Source organism: Paenibacillus sp. Y5S-9 (assembly GCF_036894235.1).
In the GTDB taxonomy this organism is placed as follows: Bacteria; Bacillota; Bacilli; order Paenibacillales; family Paenibacillaceae; genus Paenibacillus.
Genome location: NZ_CP145887.1, coordinates 5,470,077 through 5,486,701, shown reverse-complemented (window position 1 = coordinate 5,486,701; position 16,625 = coordinate 5,470,077). Strand labels below are relative to the sequence as shown.

Annotated in this window: 9 protein-coding genes and 1 tRNA gene; 8 read left to right on the top strand and 2 right to left on the bottom strand. The window is 46.2% G+C overall.

Going from position 1 to position 16,625, the window contains the following annotated elements; translation table 11 throughout:
- Nucleotides 1-158: 158 nt before the first annotated feature.
- Nucleotides 159-4,118 carry a S8 family serine peptidase gene (locus V6669_RS24150; protein ID WP_338588374.1) on the top strand — a complete coding sequence of 1,320 codons (3,960 nt, stop codon included), beginning with the start codon at nucleotides 159-161 and terminating at the stop codon, nucleotides 4,116-4,118.
- Between the two features lie 116 nt (nucleotides 4,119-4,234).
- Here V6669_RS24150 and V6669_RS24145 read toward each other — a convergent pair whose 3' ends face one another.
- Complete coding sequence (locus V6669_RS24145; protein ID WP_338588373.1) at nucleotides 4,235-5,464, bottom strand: MFS transporter; 1,230 nt, start codon at nucleotides 5,462-5,464, stop codon at nucleotides 4,235-4,237.
- Between the two features lie 633 nt (nucleotides 5,465-6,097).
- Nucleotides 6,098-6,171: transfer RNA gene (locus tag V6669_RS24140), tRNA-Arg, on the bottom strand.
- A gap of 326 nt (nucleotides 6,172-6,497) precedes the next feature.
- Between V6669_RS24140 and V6669_RS24135 the strand changes: the two genes are divergently transcribed.
- The 7 genes from V6669_RS24135 to lon all read left to right on the top strand — a co-directional run bounded on the left by V6669_RS24135 (nucleotide 6,498) and on the right by lon (nucleotide 16,621).
- Entirely contained in the window at nucleotides 6,498-7,340 is an 843-nt protein-coding gene (locus tag V6669_RS24135) for a hypothetical protein (RefSeq protein WP_249912930.1), read from the top strand.
- A gap of 138 nt (nucleotides 7,341-7,478) precedes the next feature.
- Nucleotides 7,479-8,819 carry a trigger factor gene (gene tig, locus V6669_RS24130; RefSeq protein WP_338588372.1) on the top strand — a complete coding sequence of 447 codons (1,341 nt, stop codon included), beginning with the start codon at nucleotides 7,479-7,481 and terminating at the stop codon, nucleotides 8,817-8,819.
- 379 nt (nucleotides 8,820-9,198) lie between these two features.
- Nucleotides 9,199-9,789, top strand: coding sequence for an ATP-dependent Clp endopeptidase proteolytic subunit ClpP (clpP, locus tag V6669_RS24125; RefSeq protein WP_036605886.1), 591 nt, complete (start codon nucleotides 9,199-9,201; stop codon nucleotides 9,787-9,789).
- Between the two features lie 12 nt (nucleotides 9,790-9,801).
- Nucleotides 9,802-11,055: an ATP-dependent protease ATP-binding subunit ClpX gene (gene clpX / locus V6669_RS24120; protein ID WP_036605887.1), complete on the top strand. Its 1,254-nt coding sequence runs from the start codon at nucleotides 9,802-9,804 to the stop codon at nucleotides 11,053-11,055.
- 120 nt (nucleotides 11,056-11,175) lie between these two features.
- Nucleotides 11,176-12,273, top strand: coding sequence for a flavodoxin-dependent (E)-4-hydroxy-3-methylbut-2-enyl-diphosphate synthase (ispG, locus tag V6669_RS24115; protein ID WP_017692591.1), 1,098 nt, complete (start codon nucleotides 11,176-11,178; stop codon nucleotides 12,271-12,273).
- 167 nt (nucleotides 12,274-12,440) lie between these two features.
- Nucleotides 12,441-14,195, top strand: a complete 1,755-nt coding sequence (gene lonB, locus V6669_RS24110; RefSeq protein WP_133387115.1) for an ATP-dependent protease LonB — start codon at nucleotides 12,441-12,443, stop codon at nucleotides 14,193-14,195.
- Nucleotides 14,196-14,281: 86 nt separating this feature from the next.
- On the top strand, nucleotides 14,282-16,621 hold the full coding sequence (gene lon, locus V6669_RS24105; RefSeq protein WP_338588371.1) for an endopeptidase La: 2,340 nt from the start codon (nucleotides 14,282-14,284) through the stop codon (nucleotides 16,619-16,621).
- Nucleotides 16,622-16,625 lie beyond the last annotated feature (4 nt).

The following is a 16,625-nucleotide window of genomic DNA, read 5'->3' as shown; positions in this document are numbered from 1 at the left end:
GTATTTAGAAGGAAAATGTGGTATTTTGATAGAATAATTTACCAAGGGTCAATCTTCTTGCAGATAGGTGGTGAAATTGAGTGCGTATTGCAGTACGCACAAACAGCAGGAACCCATCATTTGGTGACGTATTCACATTTAAAAGGAGGGGCAAAGCCTTGAGTAAACGATTGATATCCACGTTATTAAGTGTTCTGATGGTCTTTTCCATTATTCTCCCCGCGGCTGGAGCCGCTCCCGCAGATTCAGGTATTCAGCTTGAGAATTTACCTAGTACAGCCGAAGCCAAACAATGGAGAGAGATTCTTGCAGGACGGGAAGCAAAACTTGCCGCAGATCCATTTTTGGATAAAAGCTTGGAAGGCCTGGGTGGAGAGAACACCCGAGTAATCGTTGAGCTTTCCAATAAACCTGTTGCAGTAGCGCAAGGTGAATCAACCCTCTCCGGAAAATCTTTTACCTCCTCTATGGAAACAAAGGCTGTGACTCAAGTTGAGCAACAACAACAGTCATTTGTACATAGCCTCACTCAGAAGAAAATCAAACATGAAGTATTGGAAGAATATGCATATGCCCTGAATGGTGTAGCGATTGAGCTTAAAGGAAACCAAGTGGGACAATTGCTTCAAATACCTGGCGTGGTCAGCGTATATCCTGACCTTGAAGTTACAATAGCGCCTGAGACAGATGAAGTGAACCCGTACATGAAAGACACAGCGCCTTTTATTGGTGCACCTGAAGTATGGGATCTGGGTTACAAAGGAAATGGCATCAAAGTGGGTGTCATCGATACAGGGATTGACTATGAACATCCTAATTTGCAGGAAGCTTACAAAGGCGGATGGGACTTTGTTGGAAACGACAATGATCCGTATGAAGCAACATATCAGGAATGGAAAGCTTCGGGCGAACCTGAGTTCAATGCTACTGGAAGCGCCTATTACACCTCCCACGGTACGCACGTAGCAGGTACCGTTGCTGCTCGCGAAGCAGGGGACTACGGTATTGTTGGTGTTGCTCCTGAAGCAGATATCTATGCTTACCGTGTACTTGGACCGTATGGTAGTGGTCAAACCTCATGGGTACTCGGCGGAATTGATCGTTCTGTTCAAGATGGCATGGATGTAATTAATCTCTCGTTGGGTAACGCCGCCAACGACCCGAGTTATATTACTTCAGTTGCCCTGAACAATGCGATGTTGTCTGGTGTGACAGCAGTTGTAGCAAGTGGTAACAGTGGACCCAACCGTTATACACTCGGTTCTCCGGGTGCGTCTGCAATGGCTATTACGGTAGGTAACTCTACAGGACCTAGCCAGCTGATTACAGCCGATACTCACTTCTGGATTGGTGAGGAAGGCGAAGAGACACAACCTGAACAACAACCGGTGCCAGAGGTTGAACAATCTCCTGAACTGGGGACGGCACCTGGAACAGAAGAGCCTGAAGGTTCAGAGCAAGGTGTACCCGCAACTGCTGATGAGGAAAGTGCAGCGGCTGTGGAGGACGCAGTTTCTAACGAAGCTGAAGTTCCGAATGTAGAAGAAGCTACAACGGAAGAAAATACTCCATCTGCATCACCTTCTGCACCGGTGGAAGCTTCTCCTGAAGCTGCTCCAGTGGAAGAAGAGTATGTAATTGCTCCGACTGAAGCTCCACTGGCTATTACAGAGTCAGTTTACCGTCTGGATCTGATGGGATGGAGTCTGTCAGCAGATCCTGAAACTGTTTTGACAGGAAAATATGAGCTTGAATTTGCAGCACTGGGTAAGCCAACTGACTTTGAAGGTAAGGATTTTACAGGTAAAGTGGCATTAATACAGCGTGGTGAAATCGCATTTGTAGAGAAAATCGCCAATGCTAAAGCGGCCGGAGCCGTGGCTGTTATTGTATATAACAACATTCCGGGTCCAATCGGTGTAAGTCTGGGCGATAACTTTGAACTCATTCCAACACTGAGCATGTCCAAGGAAGATGGAGATGTGATCAAGGCTGAGCTGGACGCAGGTCAAGCCGTTGAAGTGAGCTTTAGTGATTTTGAACGTTCCCAAACTCCGGGCGATGAAATGAATTCATCCAGTTCACGTGGACCTGCTAAGGTAACACTGGACATCAAACCGGATATTGTTGCACCAGGTACAAGCATTTTGTCTACAATTCCTGCCTACGGCAAGGATGAGCCAGATGCAGATTATGCACAAGCTTATGATCGTAAATCAGGAACAAGTATGGCTACCCCTCATGTAGCAGGTTTGATTGCGTTGCTGATCGAGAAACATCCGGAATGGACACCATTTGATATCAAAGTTGCACTGATGAACAATAGTAAGGTGCTGGATACAACCAAGTTTGATGTATTTGATCAAGGTGCTGGCCGCATTCAGGCTGTAAACACCATCGATCCTGCTGCTTTTGTCAAAGTGCTTGATGTAACTCAATACACAGAAAGTGGCTCTGTTGTTGAAAAGGAGAATATCACCGGAAGCATCAACTACGGTAATTTCCTGAGCACAGATGAAAAGACGATTACCAAAACGATTAAAGTTGAAGCGCTGAATGGTAGTGGCGGGGATTACACCGTAAATGTGAATCCAACTCGTAATGTCGCTGGTGTATCCGTTGCGGTAGACAAGAGTTCCTTCACACTGAATGGTGAGGAAGAACTTGCAGTAACAATCACCGTACCACGAGGGGTTACTGCGACTACAGAAGCACAAGGATACATCGAGTTGTCAAACGGAACCAATACCTTTACGGTGCCATATGTTGCTCATTTCAACGTTACGTTGAGTGGAGTTAAATATATTGAAACCGTAAAAGGCACTGAAAAAAATCCTTTCCACTATCCATTGAAGGCTGATGGTACGTTGGATACGCTTAATGTAGCAATGGAATTCTATAATCCGATGACATTTGCCCTGATTGAGATTTATGATGGTCTTAATCCGGAAGGTGGATATTATCAAGATGGTTATATCGGCTCCATTTTCGGTAACTATTTTAACTTCAATGCTAATGCAAGATACAACCTTGCTTGGGACGGCTCATATGCAGATTACACAACCGATGAAGTGACAGAGATTCCGGATGGTTTATACACCGTAGACATCACTACCATTGGTACGGACGGCAAAACCTATAAGGAAGACACTTCACCGTTTTTGGTGAAAAAGACAGCTCCGGCTGTAACTGCCCCAGCAATATTGGAGTTCAAAGAGGATGAGTCCGCTGTCCTTAATGGTAGTGTGGAAGATTTGTACTTCCGTGTTGCTCCTGCGCTTGCCAGCGGATGGGATATCACGTTTGATCCGGCAGCTTCCCTGGAAGCAACGTATGTTGTGAAAAAAGAGGATGGTTCGGTTTATAAAGAGGGAGTCTTTGAAGTACAAGCTGATGGAACCTTCAGCCTTCCTTTGGAGGGAATTGAAGCAGGCGAGTATACCGTTGAACTTACGGTAAAAGATCAACAGGGGCTTTCGGGTACAGCCAATACTGAACTGAAATTGGAAGCCGTGGAGACCGAACCTGAAACTCCGGCTACCAAGGCCCCGGGTACACCTGTATTGTCTCACAATAACTGGGTAGGCAACGGCTTACCAGAGGGATCATATATCGTTACAATGAACCTGTGGTGGGGCGAGAACGGAACTAGCTACAAGTTATATGAGGACGGGGTTTTGGTTGATACGCAGAAGTTGACTTACAACGCACCTTGGGCGCAGTTTGCTCAAACGAAGATCACGGGCAAAGCCAATGGCACATATACGTACGTGGCCGAGCTAACCAACGACAAGGGAACAACGCGTAGTCAGACGTTGACTGTTCGTATTACCAACGCAGCGCCAGGCAAAGCGGTTCTCTCTCAGGATAACTGGGATGGCGATGGCAATTATAAGGTAACCATGAATCTGTGGTGGGGAACCAACGCTACAGAGTATCGTCTCTATGAAAATGATACGTTGATCGACACGCAAGAACTCCGTGCGGTATCACCGCTTGCGCAAAGTGCTGTGACTAAAGTGTCAGGGAAAGCTTCGGGCACGTATACGTATCGGGCAGAATTAATTAACGCAGCTGGAGTTACCAGCACAGACACAATTAAGGTAAAAGTGAAGTAAATTCATCTTCATTTAAGCTGAATGAATTAATGAAGGAATTGTTCTATGCATAAACGGCCTCCATCCTGATTTGCAGGATGGAGGCCGTTTTGTTTGTATATAAATTAACTGTATGACTAACCGATCATTCGATTTTTACTGGCTTGAATACCTGCGATTAGTAAAGCAATGGCCAGAATGACCTGGATTAGCAACGGAAGGGTCCATCCTTTTGTCCAGTCATGAAGCATACCGAACAGTAGAGGTCCCACTGCCGCGAGCATATATCCAAAGGACTGGGCCATACCGGACAGGCTGGCAGCTTGTCTGGGATCTTTTGTACGAAGGACGAAGAACATCGTTACCAGTCCAAACGAAGCTCCAGCACCTATTCCTGCCAACGTGACGCCGATGGTAACGAGCGAAGCGATGCCACTTAACAATAAAGCATACCCGACAATTAAAGAAGAGCATGTTATCGCGGTTAGAACACGCTGATCTCGCGTTCGGCCGGCGAGGATCGGAACGATAAAGGTAGCTGGTACACTAACCATCTGCATCAGGGAGAGCATCCACCCTGCCGAGGTGGGGCTGAATCCTTGATCGGCCAGAATCTCGGGAAGCCAGGTAATCGTTGTATAGAATATTAGAGATTGCAGACCCATAAATAAAGTAATGAACCAAGCTAGTGCAGAGGTTCTTAGACGCACGGGTGCTCCTTCGCTCTGGGAGGTCACATATAACATTCGCTGACGTCCTGCGGCGATCTGGGGGAGCCACAAGAGAAGCGCCAGTATGGACAATAAGGCCCACATGCCTAACGAAGCACGCCAACCCATAGATGTGGCTCCTGCTACGGGCACACTCACACCTGAGGCGATGGCGCCAAATATGTTCATGGATACAGAGTATAATCCGGTGACGATACCTACCCGCAATGGAAAATCACGTTTGATCAAACTTGGCAAAAGCACGTTGCTTAATGCAATGCCGCACCCCAAAATTGCGGTTCCTGCATATAAGGAGAGAACGGAAGGCAACAAGCGTAAGGCCACCCCAATGGTTACGATCATAACAGCCAATAGCAGAGCAGATTCGAGTCCTAAACGTTTGGCAAGACGTGGTGCAAAGGGGGAGACTGCTGCAAAGGCGAGCAAAGGTAGTGAGGTCAGAAGCCCGACCATCGTATGGCCGATACCTGTATCTGAGCGGATCATCTCCACTACAGGTCCGGTTGCTGTAATCGGTGATCTCATGGTAGCGGCGATGACGATAATGCCTGCTAACAACAGGCCGAATCTTTTGGATGTCGAAGAATATTCTTCCTCGGTATGGATAGATGAGTGTTGCTGTATTGAAGATGACATTGATAAAATCTCCTGTTTCCTAAGAAGTTGATATGTATGGATTGTTACATAATCCACTCCGTAAGCATAACATTCTATGTCAATATTGAGCAATGAAATGAAAAAACACCCAATGGACCGTGGGTGCCTCGACTAGCCGGTGAATTCTAACGAATCCACGAGGTCTTATAATGGGTAAAATCGCTATTTTCAGATTCTAACGAACCTCAGCGACGTTAATCTGGCTATGAAGTGTAAATAAGTGAGTTAATCCCCCAGAATTGGTGAGATAAGCTCTCTAAGATTCGTTAGAATTCAGTGATGCTGAATTTGGAGCAAATAAAGTGTCCCGCGTTCGTTAGAACATCGATTCTTCAACGTGTTGCTTATAGAGTGAGCAAATGCGGACGCTCCAATGCAGCGACATAGAGCATATAACGAAGTGAATGCTCCGACGAACCGTTGGGGTTCTCATCCCCAGAACGCAAAAAAACTTCCCGAAGGAAGTTTCTTTTTAATACGTCCCAGGAGGGATACTCTCCTTGCAGTCGAGACTGCGAAGTGTTGCTAACGAAGCGAATAGCTCCGACGAACCGTTGGGGTTCTCATCCCCAGAACGCAAAAAAACTTCCCGAAGGAAGTTTTCTTTTTATACGTCCCAGGAGGGATTCGAACCCCCGACCGACGCCTTAGAAGGGCGTTGCTCTATCCAGCTGAGCTACTGAGACATGAATTTTTTCAAGCAAAATTGATTTTATCATATGCATACAGGAATATCAAGCATTTTATTTTAAACTGTTTTTCGTATATGATATTTGGCGGCAGTAACGTTTTTTTCATTATATTTAAGGTTATGTTAGAATATCAGGAGAACTCAAAAATAGATCAACAATCGTTTTAATATATACATCTATTTAGGTTGATTCCAACTGGATATTCAGGATATAGAGGAGGTGCTCCCATTAAGGAATCCACGACCCCGGAAACCGAGCATAACAACAATATTGTGCTGTTTCCTAAGACGCTGGACTATTACCAGATTCAATTGACAGTTATGCTTGAAAATGAACGGTATGGTGAAGCGATGAAATTGCTTCACTTTTTGCTGCAATGTCAGGGACAGGAAGAGCGCCACTATGATGAATGGCGGGCCCTGCTTGAATGGCTTCAGGCTGCGTTTCCTCAATATGAAGAAACCTCGCCTGCCGTTCTTGAAGAACGAGAAGAGGAAGAAGAGATTAGTGAGGAGGACATGGCACGGCAGCATGCCCGAATGAAGCTTGAGCAGGATGATGGCTATGCTGATAAGATGCTTCGCACAGTAATGGAGGAGCCGCTGTCTGAACAGACGATGCTGGCTTTGGAGCAGCTTGCCTATCTTGATCTGCCGAAGATTGACGAGGCACTTACGAGTTGGTTAAAAGATAAGTCGCTTCACCCTCTGCTTCAATTCCGGGTGCTGCAAACCTTGCGTCGCCGAGGTGTTCAAGGTATGATCCTGTTTACGAGAGGCGAAGAGCAGGTTGAAGTCGAGATCGACACCGTGCCTCTTAGACCAGAGGAATTCCCAATCCAAATCGTTCAGATTCTGGAACGAGTGGCAGATCAGACGGAGGTTCATGAACCTACGCTCTTTTATTTTGCCCAGGAACTGTGGATACAATATGTCATGGCGGTGTATGGAACCCGTGATTATGTATCGATGCTGGAAGAAAATGATTCCATGACAGATATATGGGCAGCAGCTCTACATATGACCGTTGCAGACAGTCTGGGTGGTTCTCATGATGAGGAAAATACCCGCTCAATGTATGCTGTGACAGGCGCGATGCGCTTTCGACTGGAGCAGGCTTATCGTTCCATGAAACAGTTTGTATCTGCCGGTTTGGACGGTTAATCGAGGCCGGAAACGTTTTCCTTAAACCGTATCAAGGGATTCCCCTTGAAAAAGAATCTAATCTTGTTTATACTAAAATGGTTATTTTGTACGTGATTGCCTACGTGAACATGTGAATTTTGGAGGGGAAAGTATACAATGAAAGCAACTTGGGAAAAGATAGAGAAGAACCTTGGGGTTCTTGAGGTTGAAGTGGATGCAGATCGTGTAACTGCAGCACTCGACAAAGCTTTTAATAAAGTGGTTAAACAAGCAAACGTACCTGGATTCCGTAAAGGTAAAGTACCACGTTCCATCTTCGAAGCACGTTTTGGTGTAGAGAGCCTTTATCAAGAAGCAATTGACATTTTGCTTCCTGAAGCTTATACAGAAGCAATCGACCAAACGGATATTTTCCCGGTTGATCGTCCTGACGTAGATGTTGAACAATTCGCTAAAGGACAAACATTCAAGTTCAAAGCTAAAGTAACTGTGAAACCTGAAGTTACTCTGGGTGAGTACAAAGGAATCGAAGTTGCTGTAGCAAAAGGTGAAGTAACTGACGCAGAAGTGGCTGAAGAACTTGAGCGTCTTCAACAACGTCACGCTGAACTCGTTGTAATTGACGAAGGTTCCGCTGCTAACGGCGACGTTGCAGTAATCGACTTCGACGGTTCCGTTGATGGTGTACCTTTCGAAGGTGGACAAGCTGAGCGTTATTCCCTGGAACTGGGTTCCAACACATTCATCCCTGGATTTGAAGAGCAAGTTGTGGGTCTTTCCACAGGCGACTTCAAAGACGTAGAAGTGACTTTCCCAGAGAGCTACCATGCAGCAGAACTTGCTGGCAAACAAGCGGTATTCAAAGTGAAAATTCACGAAATCAAACGCAAACAACTTCCTGCATTGGATGATGAGTTTGCTAAAGATGTTAGCGAATTCGACACACTGGAAGAGTACAAAGCTGACCTGAAAACACAATTGGAATCCCGTAAAGCTGACGAAGCCAAAGCTGCACAAGAAAATGCAGTTGTAGAAAAAGTGGCTGAGAACGCTGAAGTGGACATTCCTGCTGCAATGGTTGAGAGCGAAGTACAAAACATGATGCGTGATTTCGACAACCGTCTGCGTAACCAAGGTATGAACCTTGAAATGTTCCTGAGCTTCTCTGGCCAGACTCAAGCTGACCTGAGAGGACAAATGCAAGAAGATGCTTCCAAACGTGTTCGCAACAACCTGGTGCTTGAAGCTGTAGGTAAAGCGGAAAACATTGAAGTATCTGACGAAGAAGTGAATCAAGAACTCGAGAAAATGGCTGAATCTTACAAGCGTCCTGCTGATGAGATCCGTGGCATCCTCGAAGGTAATGGTTCCCTGGACAGCCTTCGCGATGAAGTAAAACTGCGTAAAACGATTGACGTTCTTGTTGAGAACAGCACAGTTGTTGAACTAGTTGAAGCTCCAGCTGAAGAAGTTGTTGCAGAAGCTGACGAAAAATAAGACAAGCTGTTATCAACTTGTCAGTTGAATAAACGATAAGGCACGTGAATTATTGCGTGCCTTATTTTTAAATTATGACATCCATTTTATAGAAAATGAAGTAATTATATGGATGAACACTAATTTTATTGATCCGTGTACACTTTTTACATACCTATGTACTTCATGCAAATAAAAAACGGTAAGACGGCATAGGATGGCTTCAATTTGCACATACATAGAAAACATGGTTAAATATGATCAGGCTAAAAAAGTAAACAAACGGATGTCTGACCCCTCTTGTGAAAAATGACATTGTCACAGGAAAGTGTTAGAATGAATTTGGGTTTGCTTTACAGGTGGCCTATGTCTAATTACATGTAGAAAAGAGGTTGGTCTCATGAGTCTGGTGCCAATGGTTATAGAACAAACCAATCGAGGCGAGCGGTCTTACGATATATATTCACGTTTGCTGAAAGATCGCATTATCTTTCTAACCAGTGCGATTGATGACGATGTAGCCAATCTTGTCATAGCACAGCTTTTGTTTTTGGCAGCCGACGATCCTGAGAAGGATATCAGCTTGTACATTAACTCACCTGGTGGTTCTGTCACCGCAGGGATGGGTATATACGATACGATGCAATTTATCAAGCCGGATGTATCTACCATTTGCGTAGGGATGGCAGCAAGCATGGGCTCGTTATTGCTGACAGCCGGTGCACCTGGCAAGAGATATGCGCTGACAAACAGCGAAGTAATGATTCATCAGCCGCTTGGCGGCATTCAAGGACAGGCTGCGGATATTAAGATACACGCAGAATGGATTATTAAAACACGTCAGAAACTGAATCAAATATACGTCGATCGTACGGGTCAGCCTCTTGAGAAAATTGAGCGGGATACCGACCGTGACTTCTTCATGAGCGCTGAAGAAGCTAAGACGTACGGCATTATTGACCAGGTGCTCAGTAGACCGATCAATTCCTAAAGGGGTGGTTTCATGTTTAAATTTAACGATGAGAAAGGGCAATTGAAATGCTCTTTTTGCGGTAAATCTCAGGAGCAGGTACGCAAGTTGGTCGCTGGACCAGGCGTGTACATTTGTGATGAATGTATCGAACTTTGCACCGAAATCGTTGAGGAAGAACTTGGTCATGATGAAGAAGTAGACCTGAAAGATATTCCGAAACCAAAAGAAATTCGTAATATTCTGGATCAATATGTTATTGGACAGGAACAAGCGAAAAAATCATTGTCTGTTGCAGTGTATAATCACTACAAACGGATCAACACACAAAGCAAAATTGAAGACGTTGAATTGTCAAAGAGTAACATTTTGCTGTTAGGACCAACAGGTTCTGGTAAAACGTTGCTTGCGCAAACGATGGCAAAAATTTTGAATGTTCCTTTTGCTATTGCGGATGCTACGTCATTAACAGAAGCGGGTTATGTAGGTGAGGATGTAGAGAACATCCTGCTCAAACTGATTCAAGCTGCTGATTATGATGTGGAAAAAGCAGAGCGTGGCATTATTTATATCGATGAGATTGATAAAGTAGCGCGTAAATCCGAAAACCCATCCATTACTCGTGATGTATCGGGCGAAGGTGTGCAACAGGCTCTCTTGAAAATTCTTGAAGGAACTGTGGCTTCTGTACCACCACAAGGTGGTCGTAAACACCCTCATCAAGAATTCATTCAGATCGATACAACGAACATCCTGTTCATTTGCGGCGGTGCCTTTGATGGTCTGGAGCAAATGATCAAACGCCGGATCGGTAAAAAAGTCATTGGCTTCAATACCGTTTCTGAGCAAAAAGATCTGAAACCAGGTGAATACCTGGGTATGGTATTGCCGGAAGATTTGCTGAAATTTGGTTTGATTCCGGAGTTTGTAGGCCGTCTACCAGTCATCTCCACTTTGGAGCCGTTGGATGAAGATACGCTGGTACGGATTCTTTCCGAACCAAAAAACGCGCTTACCAAACAGTACCAAAAACTGCTTGAGCTGGACAATGTGAATCTGGTCTTTGAACCAGCTGCATTGCTCGCGATTGCAAAAGAAGCAATTAAACGTAACACAGGTGCACGTGGATTACGTGCCATCATTGAAGGTATCATGCTTGAAATCATGTATGAAGTGCCTTCACGTGAAGATGTTACGAACTGTGTCATTACGGAAGAAGTTGTTGAGAAAAGAGTCGTGCCTGAACTAAGCCAATCAAAGGACGATAAGCAGGAAGAGAGCGCCTAATAAAGGCCTGAATCCCGTTGAACTCTGAAATATAGACTTGTCAGTTCTCCACTTTGGCAGAAGGCGAATTCATGTCTCTGTCAGGGTGGAGCTTTGACGTTGTGGGGAGAGAAATCACTCATGTATTTAAGACAGGATACACGTCCCGTGAAAGTGGGAAACGTAACGATCGGTGGCAGTAACGAAGTCATTATCCAAAGTATGTGTACAACCAAAACGGCAGACGTAGAAGCAACGGTTGCAGAGATTCTGCGACTGGAAGAAGCGGGTTGTCAAGTGGTACGTGTAACGGTGAATAATGAGGAAGCTGCCGCAGCCATCAAGGAAATCAAAAAACGCATTAATATACCGCTTGTAGCGGACATTCATTTCAACTATAAGCTGGCTTTACTTGCAATTGAGAACGGCATCGATAAAGTTCGGATTAATCCAGGTAACATCGGTAAACGTGCAAAAGTGGAAGAAGTGGTTAAGGCTTGTAAAGACCGCGGCATTCCGATTCGGATTGGAGTAAATGCGGGTTCTTTGGAAAACCATCTCCTTGAGAAGTATGGATATCCTACGGCAGATGCTATGGTAGAAAGTGCATTGTATCACATTGGTATTTTGGAAGAGCTTGATTTCCATGATATCATCGTGTCTCTCAAAGCATCGGATGTGCCGATGGCGATTGAGGCATATACCAAAGCAGCTCAAATCATTCCGTATCCGTTACATCTCGGGATTACCGAAGCGGGTACACTGTTCTCGGGTACGATCAAAAGCTCCGCAGGTATGGGAGCCTTGTTGTCGATGGGTATTGGTTCAACGATGCGGATCTCACTGAGTGCGGACCCGGTAGAAGAAATCAAGGTTGCTCGTGATCTGCTCAAAACATTTGGACTCATTACAAATGCAGCCACATTGATCTCTTGCCCAACGTGTGGACGTTTGGATATCGACCTGTTCTCCATTGCCAACGAAGTGGAAGAGTATATCTCCAAACTGAAGGTGCCGATTAAAGTATCGGTGTTGGGTTGTGCGGTTAATGGTCCAGGTGAGGCTAAAGAAGCGGATATCGGGATTGCCGGTGCTCGTGGAGAAGGTCTCTTGTTCCGTCACGGTAAGATGATCCGTAAAGTGCCTGAAGAAATCATGGTTGAGGAATTAAAAAAAGAGATCGACAAAATCGTCGAAGCCTACGAAGAGACAGGTGTTATTCCTGGTCGTTCGCACTGATTGTTTCATATCTTGTTACAACAAAAGCTCGCCAGTGATGGCGGGCTTTTTATTTTCTCGCATACAAATTCCGCATCGCCCGTTTACGTCGCGTTGAAAAGGCTATACTACCAAGTATTAGCATGATCTCATATGAGAATAGCGACAAAATAGGAGGATGTGAAGACATGGAATTTGGTATGGTCATCATGTTGATTCAGTTATTTTTTGGAGTGGTGATTGGTTTGTATTTCTGGAACCTGCTGCGTGGCCAGAAAACAAACCGCAGTGCCGTTGAGCGTGAATCTCGCAAGGAACTGGAGAAGCTGCGTAAGCTGCGTTCGATCTCACTCACCAAGCCGCTGTCGGAGAAGACTCGTCCAGCTACCATTAACGATATTGTTGGGCAAAAAGATGGGTTGCGTGCCCTTAAAGCTGCATTATGCAGTGCGAATCCGCAACATGTTATCATTTATGGCCCACCCGGAGTCGGGAAGACAGCTGCCGCAAGGGTCGTGTTGGAAGAAGCCAAGAAGAATCCATCTTCTCCATTCAAGCCAGACGCCAAATTCACGGAGCTGGATGCAACAACAGCCCGTTTTGATGAGCGCGGTATTGCGGACCCCTTAATTGGTTCGGTTCATGATCCGATATATCAGGGAGCAGGAGCTATGGGCGTTGCTGGTATTCCCCAACCAAAACCGGGCGCTGTGACGAAAGCGCATGGGGGAATGCTTTTTATTGATGAAATTGGTGAATTACATTCGATACAGATGAATAAGCTGTTGAAAGTGTTGGAGGATCGCAAGGTGTTTTTGGAGAGTGCGTACTATAACTCGGAAGACACGCATACTCCTGCTTATATCCACGATATTTTTCAAAATGGCCTGCCGGCCGATTTCCGCCTTGTTGGAGCAACGACACGTTCGCCTCATGAATTGCCACCAGCTTTGCGTTCCCGCTGCATGGAAGTTTATTTCCGTCCTCTGTTGCCTGAGGAGATTGGGCGAATTGCAGAGGATGCTGTTCAGAAAATAGGGTTCAGTCCATGTCCGGATGCCGTTGATGTGGTCAAGCGATATGCAACCAATGGACGTGAAGCGGTCAATATCATCCAGCTGGCTGCTGGACTTGCGCTGACAGAGAAGCGTGAGACGCTTCAGGCGTCTGATGTGGAGTGGGTGGCGGGTAGCAGTCAGATTCAGCCACGCCCTGATCGGAAGGTCCCTACACAGCCGCAGGTGGGGTTTGTTAACGGCTTGGCGGTATACGGACCGAATATGGGAACCATTTTGGAGATCGAAGTGTCTGCTGTTCCGGCTCTTAAAGATCAAGGCCGAATCAACATTACAGGCGTTGTGGATGAAGAAGAGATTGGAGGCGGTTCGCGTACACTCCGGCGAAAAAGTATGGCCAAAGGCTCGGTTGAAAATGTGTTAACCGTATTAAAAGCCATGGGTATTCGTCCGAATGATTACGATTTACACGTGAATTTCCCAGGTGGGACGCCTATTGATGGTCCATCCGCCGGGATTGCGATGGCGACTGCCATTACATCAGCCATTCAGGGACGCCCTGTGGATCATGAGACAGCGATGACTGGCGAGATCAGTATTCATGGTCGGGTTAAGCCTATTGGTGGCGTGCTGGCCAAGGTGGAGGCTGCCTTTCAGGCAGGAGCGAAGACCGTTATTATTCCCGCGGAGAACTGGCAGTCCATTTTCGAGAATCTGGATGGCTTGCGTGTTATCCCGGTAGATACGGTACAGGACGTATTCCGTGAAGTGTTCGCCTGGGTTCCGGAATCACAACAGATGGAACAAACGAAGCTTGCAGAGGAGACAGTTGCACCTGCACCGGAGATTTTTCCACCGGCATCCGCTTCCTATTTGCGTGCGGACGTGCCTCGTCCAGGACAGGTTACAGATTCGGGAAGCTGCTAAGCGCTTCCCTTCATTGGTTTTTTATGTGAACATTTGATAGAATAATGAATGACTACAACCTGAGAGCCATTGGAGGTGCGAAAGCGATGGGACCGAGCAAAGCGAAAGGTCGTCGTTTTCCTTTACTGCCTTTAAGAGGACTTCTCGTCTACCCGAGTATGGTACTGCATCTCGATGTGGGCCGGGAGAAATCGGTCAAGGCTTTAGAAAAAGCGATGGTAGAAGAACATCTGATTCTCCTATGTTCCCAAGCCGAAGTAAATATTGAAGAACCAACACAAGAGGACATTTTCAGAATCGGAACCGTGGCCAAGGTCAGACAGATGCTGAAGCTTCCGAACGGTACGATTCGTGTACTCGTGGAAGGCTTGGAACGGGCTGAAATTATTGAATATACGGACAACGAGGAATATTATGAAGTACTGGCTAAAGAGCTGCCTGAAGAGGAGAACACCCATCCGGAGACGGATGCCTTGATGCGTACCGTTCTGAACCAGTTCGAGAATTATATTAATCTGTCCAAAAAAGTGACACCAGAGACACTCGCAGCAGTGTCTGACATCGAAGAACCAGGGCGTCTGGCCGATGTCATCACGAGTCACCTGTCCTTGAAGATCAAGGATAAACAGGAAATTCTGGAGACCATCGACGTTCGGGAACGTCTGGAGAAATTGCTGGATATCCTGAATAATGAGCGCGAAGTGCTGGAGCTTGAACGCAAGATCAGCCAACGTGTGAAGAAACAGATGGAGAAAACGCAGAAGGAATATTATTTGCGCGAGCAGATGAAAGCGATCCAGAAAGAACTGGGTGAAAAAGAAGGCCGTGCGGGTGAGGTCGAGGAACTTCGCACTCAGATGGAAGAACTCGGCTTGCCGGACAAGGTGAAAGAAAAGGTCGAGAAAGAAATTGATCGACTGGAGAAGATGCCTGCAAGTTCAGCCGAGGGCGGAGTCATTCGCAACTACGTGGATTGGCTGCTTGGCCTTCCTTGGAGTCAGATGACAGCAGATGATTTGGATATTCAAAAAGCCGAAGATGTGCTCAATGCAGATCATTACGGATTGGAAAAACCCAAAGAGCGTGTGCTTGAATATCTGGCTGTCCAGAAGCTCGTCAAGAAGCTCAAAGGGCCAATTCTCTGTCTGGTTGGACCTCCAGGGGTCGGTAAGACATCACTTGCCCGTTCGATCGCCAGATCACTGGGTCGGGAGTTTGTAAGAATATCTCTTGGCGGCGTACGAGATGAAGCTGAGATTCGTGGTCACCGACGCACTTATGTAGGCGCCATGCCTGGGCGTATCATCCAGGGGATGAAAACGGCAGGTTCACTGAATCCGGTATTCCTGCTGGACGAGATTGATAAGATGGCTTCAGACTTCCGCGGAGATCCTTCTGCAGCGTTACTTGAAGTCCTTGATCCGGAACAGAATAATACGTTTAGTGATCACTTTGTAGAATTGCCGTTTGACTTATCCAACGTTATGTTTATAACAACTGCCAACACCGTGCACAATATTCCGCGTCCATTGCTGGATCGGATGGAAATGCTCAACATCCCTGGTTACACGGAGCTGGAGAAGCTGCAAATTGCGAAAAACTATTTGTTGCCCAAACAGAAGCAGGACCATGGTCTGGAAGAAGAGCAATTGGAAATTCCGGATGACGCGTTGTTGCGTGTAATTCGTGAATATACACGGGAGTCCGGTGTGCGTAATCTGGAACAGCAGATGGCTTCGTTGTGCCGGAAAGCTGCCAAAAACATCGTATCTGGTGTGGAAGGTCAGATTAACATCTCATCAGATGAGATCAAAGACTACCTTGGACCTGGCAAGTTCCGTTATGGTATGGCCGAACTGGAAGATCAGATTGGTACTGTAACGGGTCTGGCGTGGACTGAAGTGGGTGGAGATACCCTTGTCATTGAAGTGACAGTTGTGCCTGGAACAGGTAAATTGACTCTCACAGGTAAACTGGGGGATGTCATGAAGGAATCGGCACAAGCCGCATTCAGTTACACCCGTTCCAAAGCTACACAGCTTGGGATTTCGCCTGACTTCCATGAGAAGAACGATATTCATATCCACGTTCCGGAAGGAGCGATTCCGAAGGATGGTCCATCTGCCGGGATTACGATGGCAACAGCGTTAATCTCAGCCTTGACGAACAAACATGTGTCCAAGGATATCGCGATGACTGGTGAAATAACACTGCGTGGACGTGTGCTTCCGATTGGTGGTCTAAAAGAGAAATCACTGGCAGCCCATCGTGCCGGCTATAAAAAAATATTATTGCCTAAGGATAACGAACGGGACCTGCGTGACATTCCAGACAGCATCAAGGAAGATGTGGAGTTTGTCCCTGTAGCCCATATGGATCAGGTATTGCAGCATGCACTTGTTGAGCAGGCAGGAATTCACCTGTAATCCA

Coding starts and splice junctions, on each gene's coding strand:
- V6669_RS24145 (WP_338588373.1), bottom strand. CDS start 5,464: ATGTCATCTTCAATACAGCAACACTCATCTATCCATACCGAGGAAGAA.
- V6669_RS24135 (WP_249912930.1), top strand. CDS start 6,498: ATGCTTGAAAATGAACGGTATGGTGAAGCGATGAAATTGCTTCACTTT.
- tig (WP_338588372.1), top strand. CDS start 7,479: ATGAAAGCAACTTGGGAAAAGATAGAGAAGAACCTTGGGGTTCTTGAG.
- clpP (WP_036605886.1), top strand. CDS start 9,199: ATGAGTCTGGTGCCAATGGTTATAGAACAAACCAATCGAGGCGAGCGG.
- clpX (WP_036605887.1), top strand. CDS start 9,802: ATGTTTAAATTTAACGATGAGAAAGGGCAATTGAAATGCTCTTTTTGC.
- ispG (WP_017692591.1), top strand. CDS start 11,176: ATGTATTTAAGACAGGATACACGTCCCGTGAAAGTGGGAAACGTAACG.
- lonB (WP_133387115.1), top strand. CDS start 12,441: ATGGAATTTGGTATGGTCATCATGTTGATTCAGTTATTTTTTGGAGTG.
- lon (WP_338588371.1), top strand. CDS start 14,282: ATGGGACCGAGCAAAGCGAAAGGTCGTCGTTTTCCTTTACTGCCTTTA.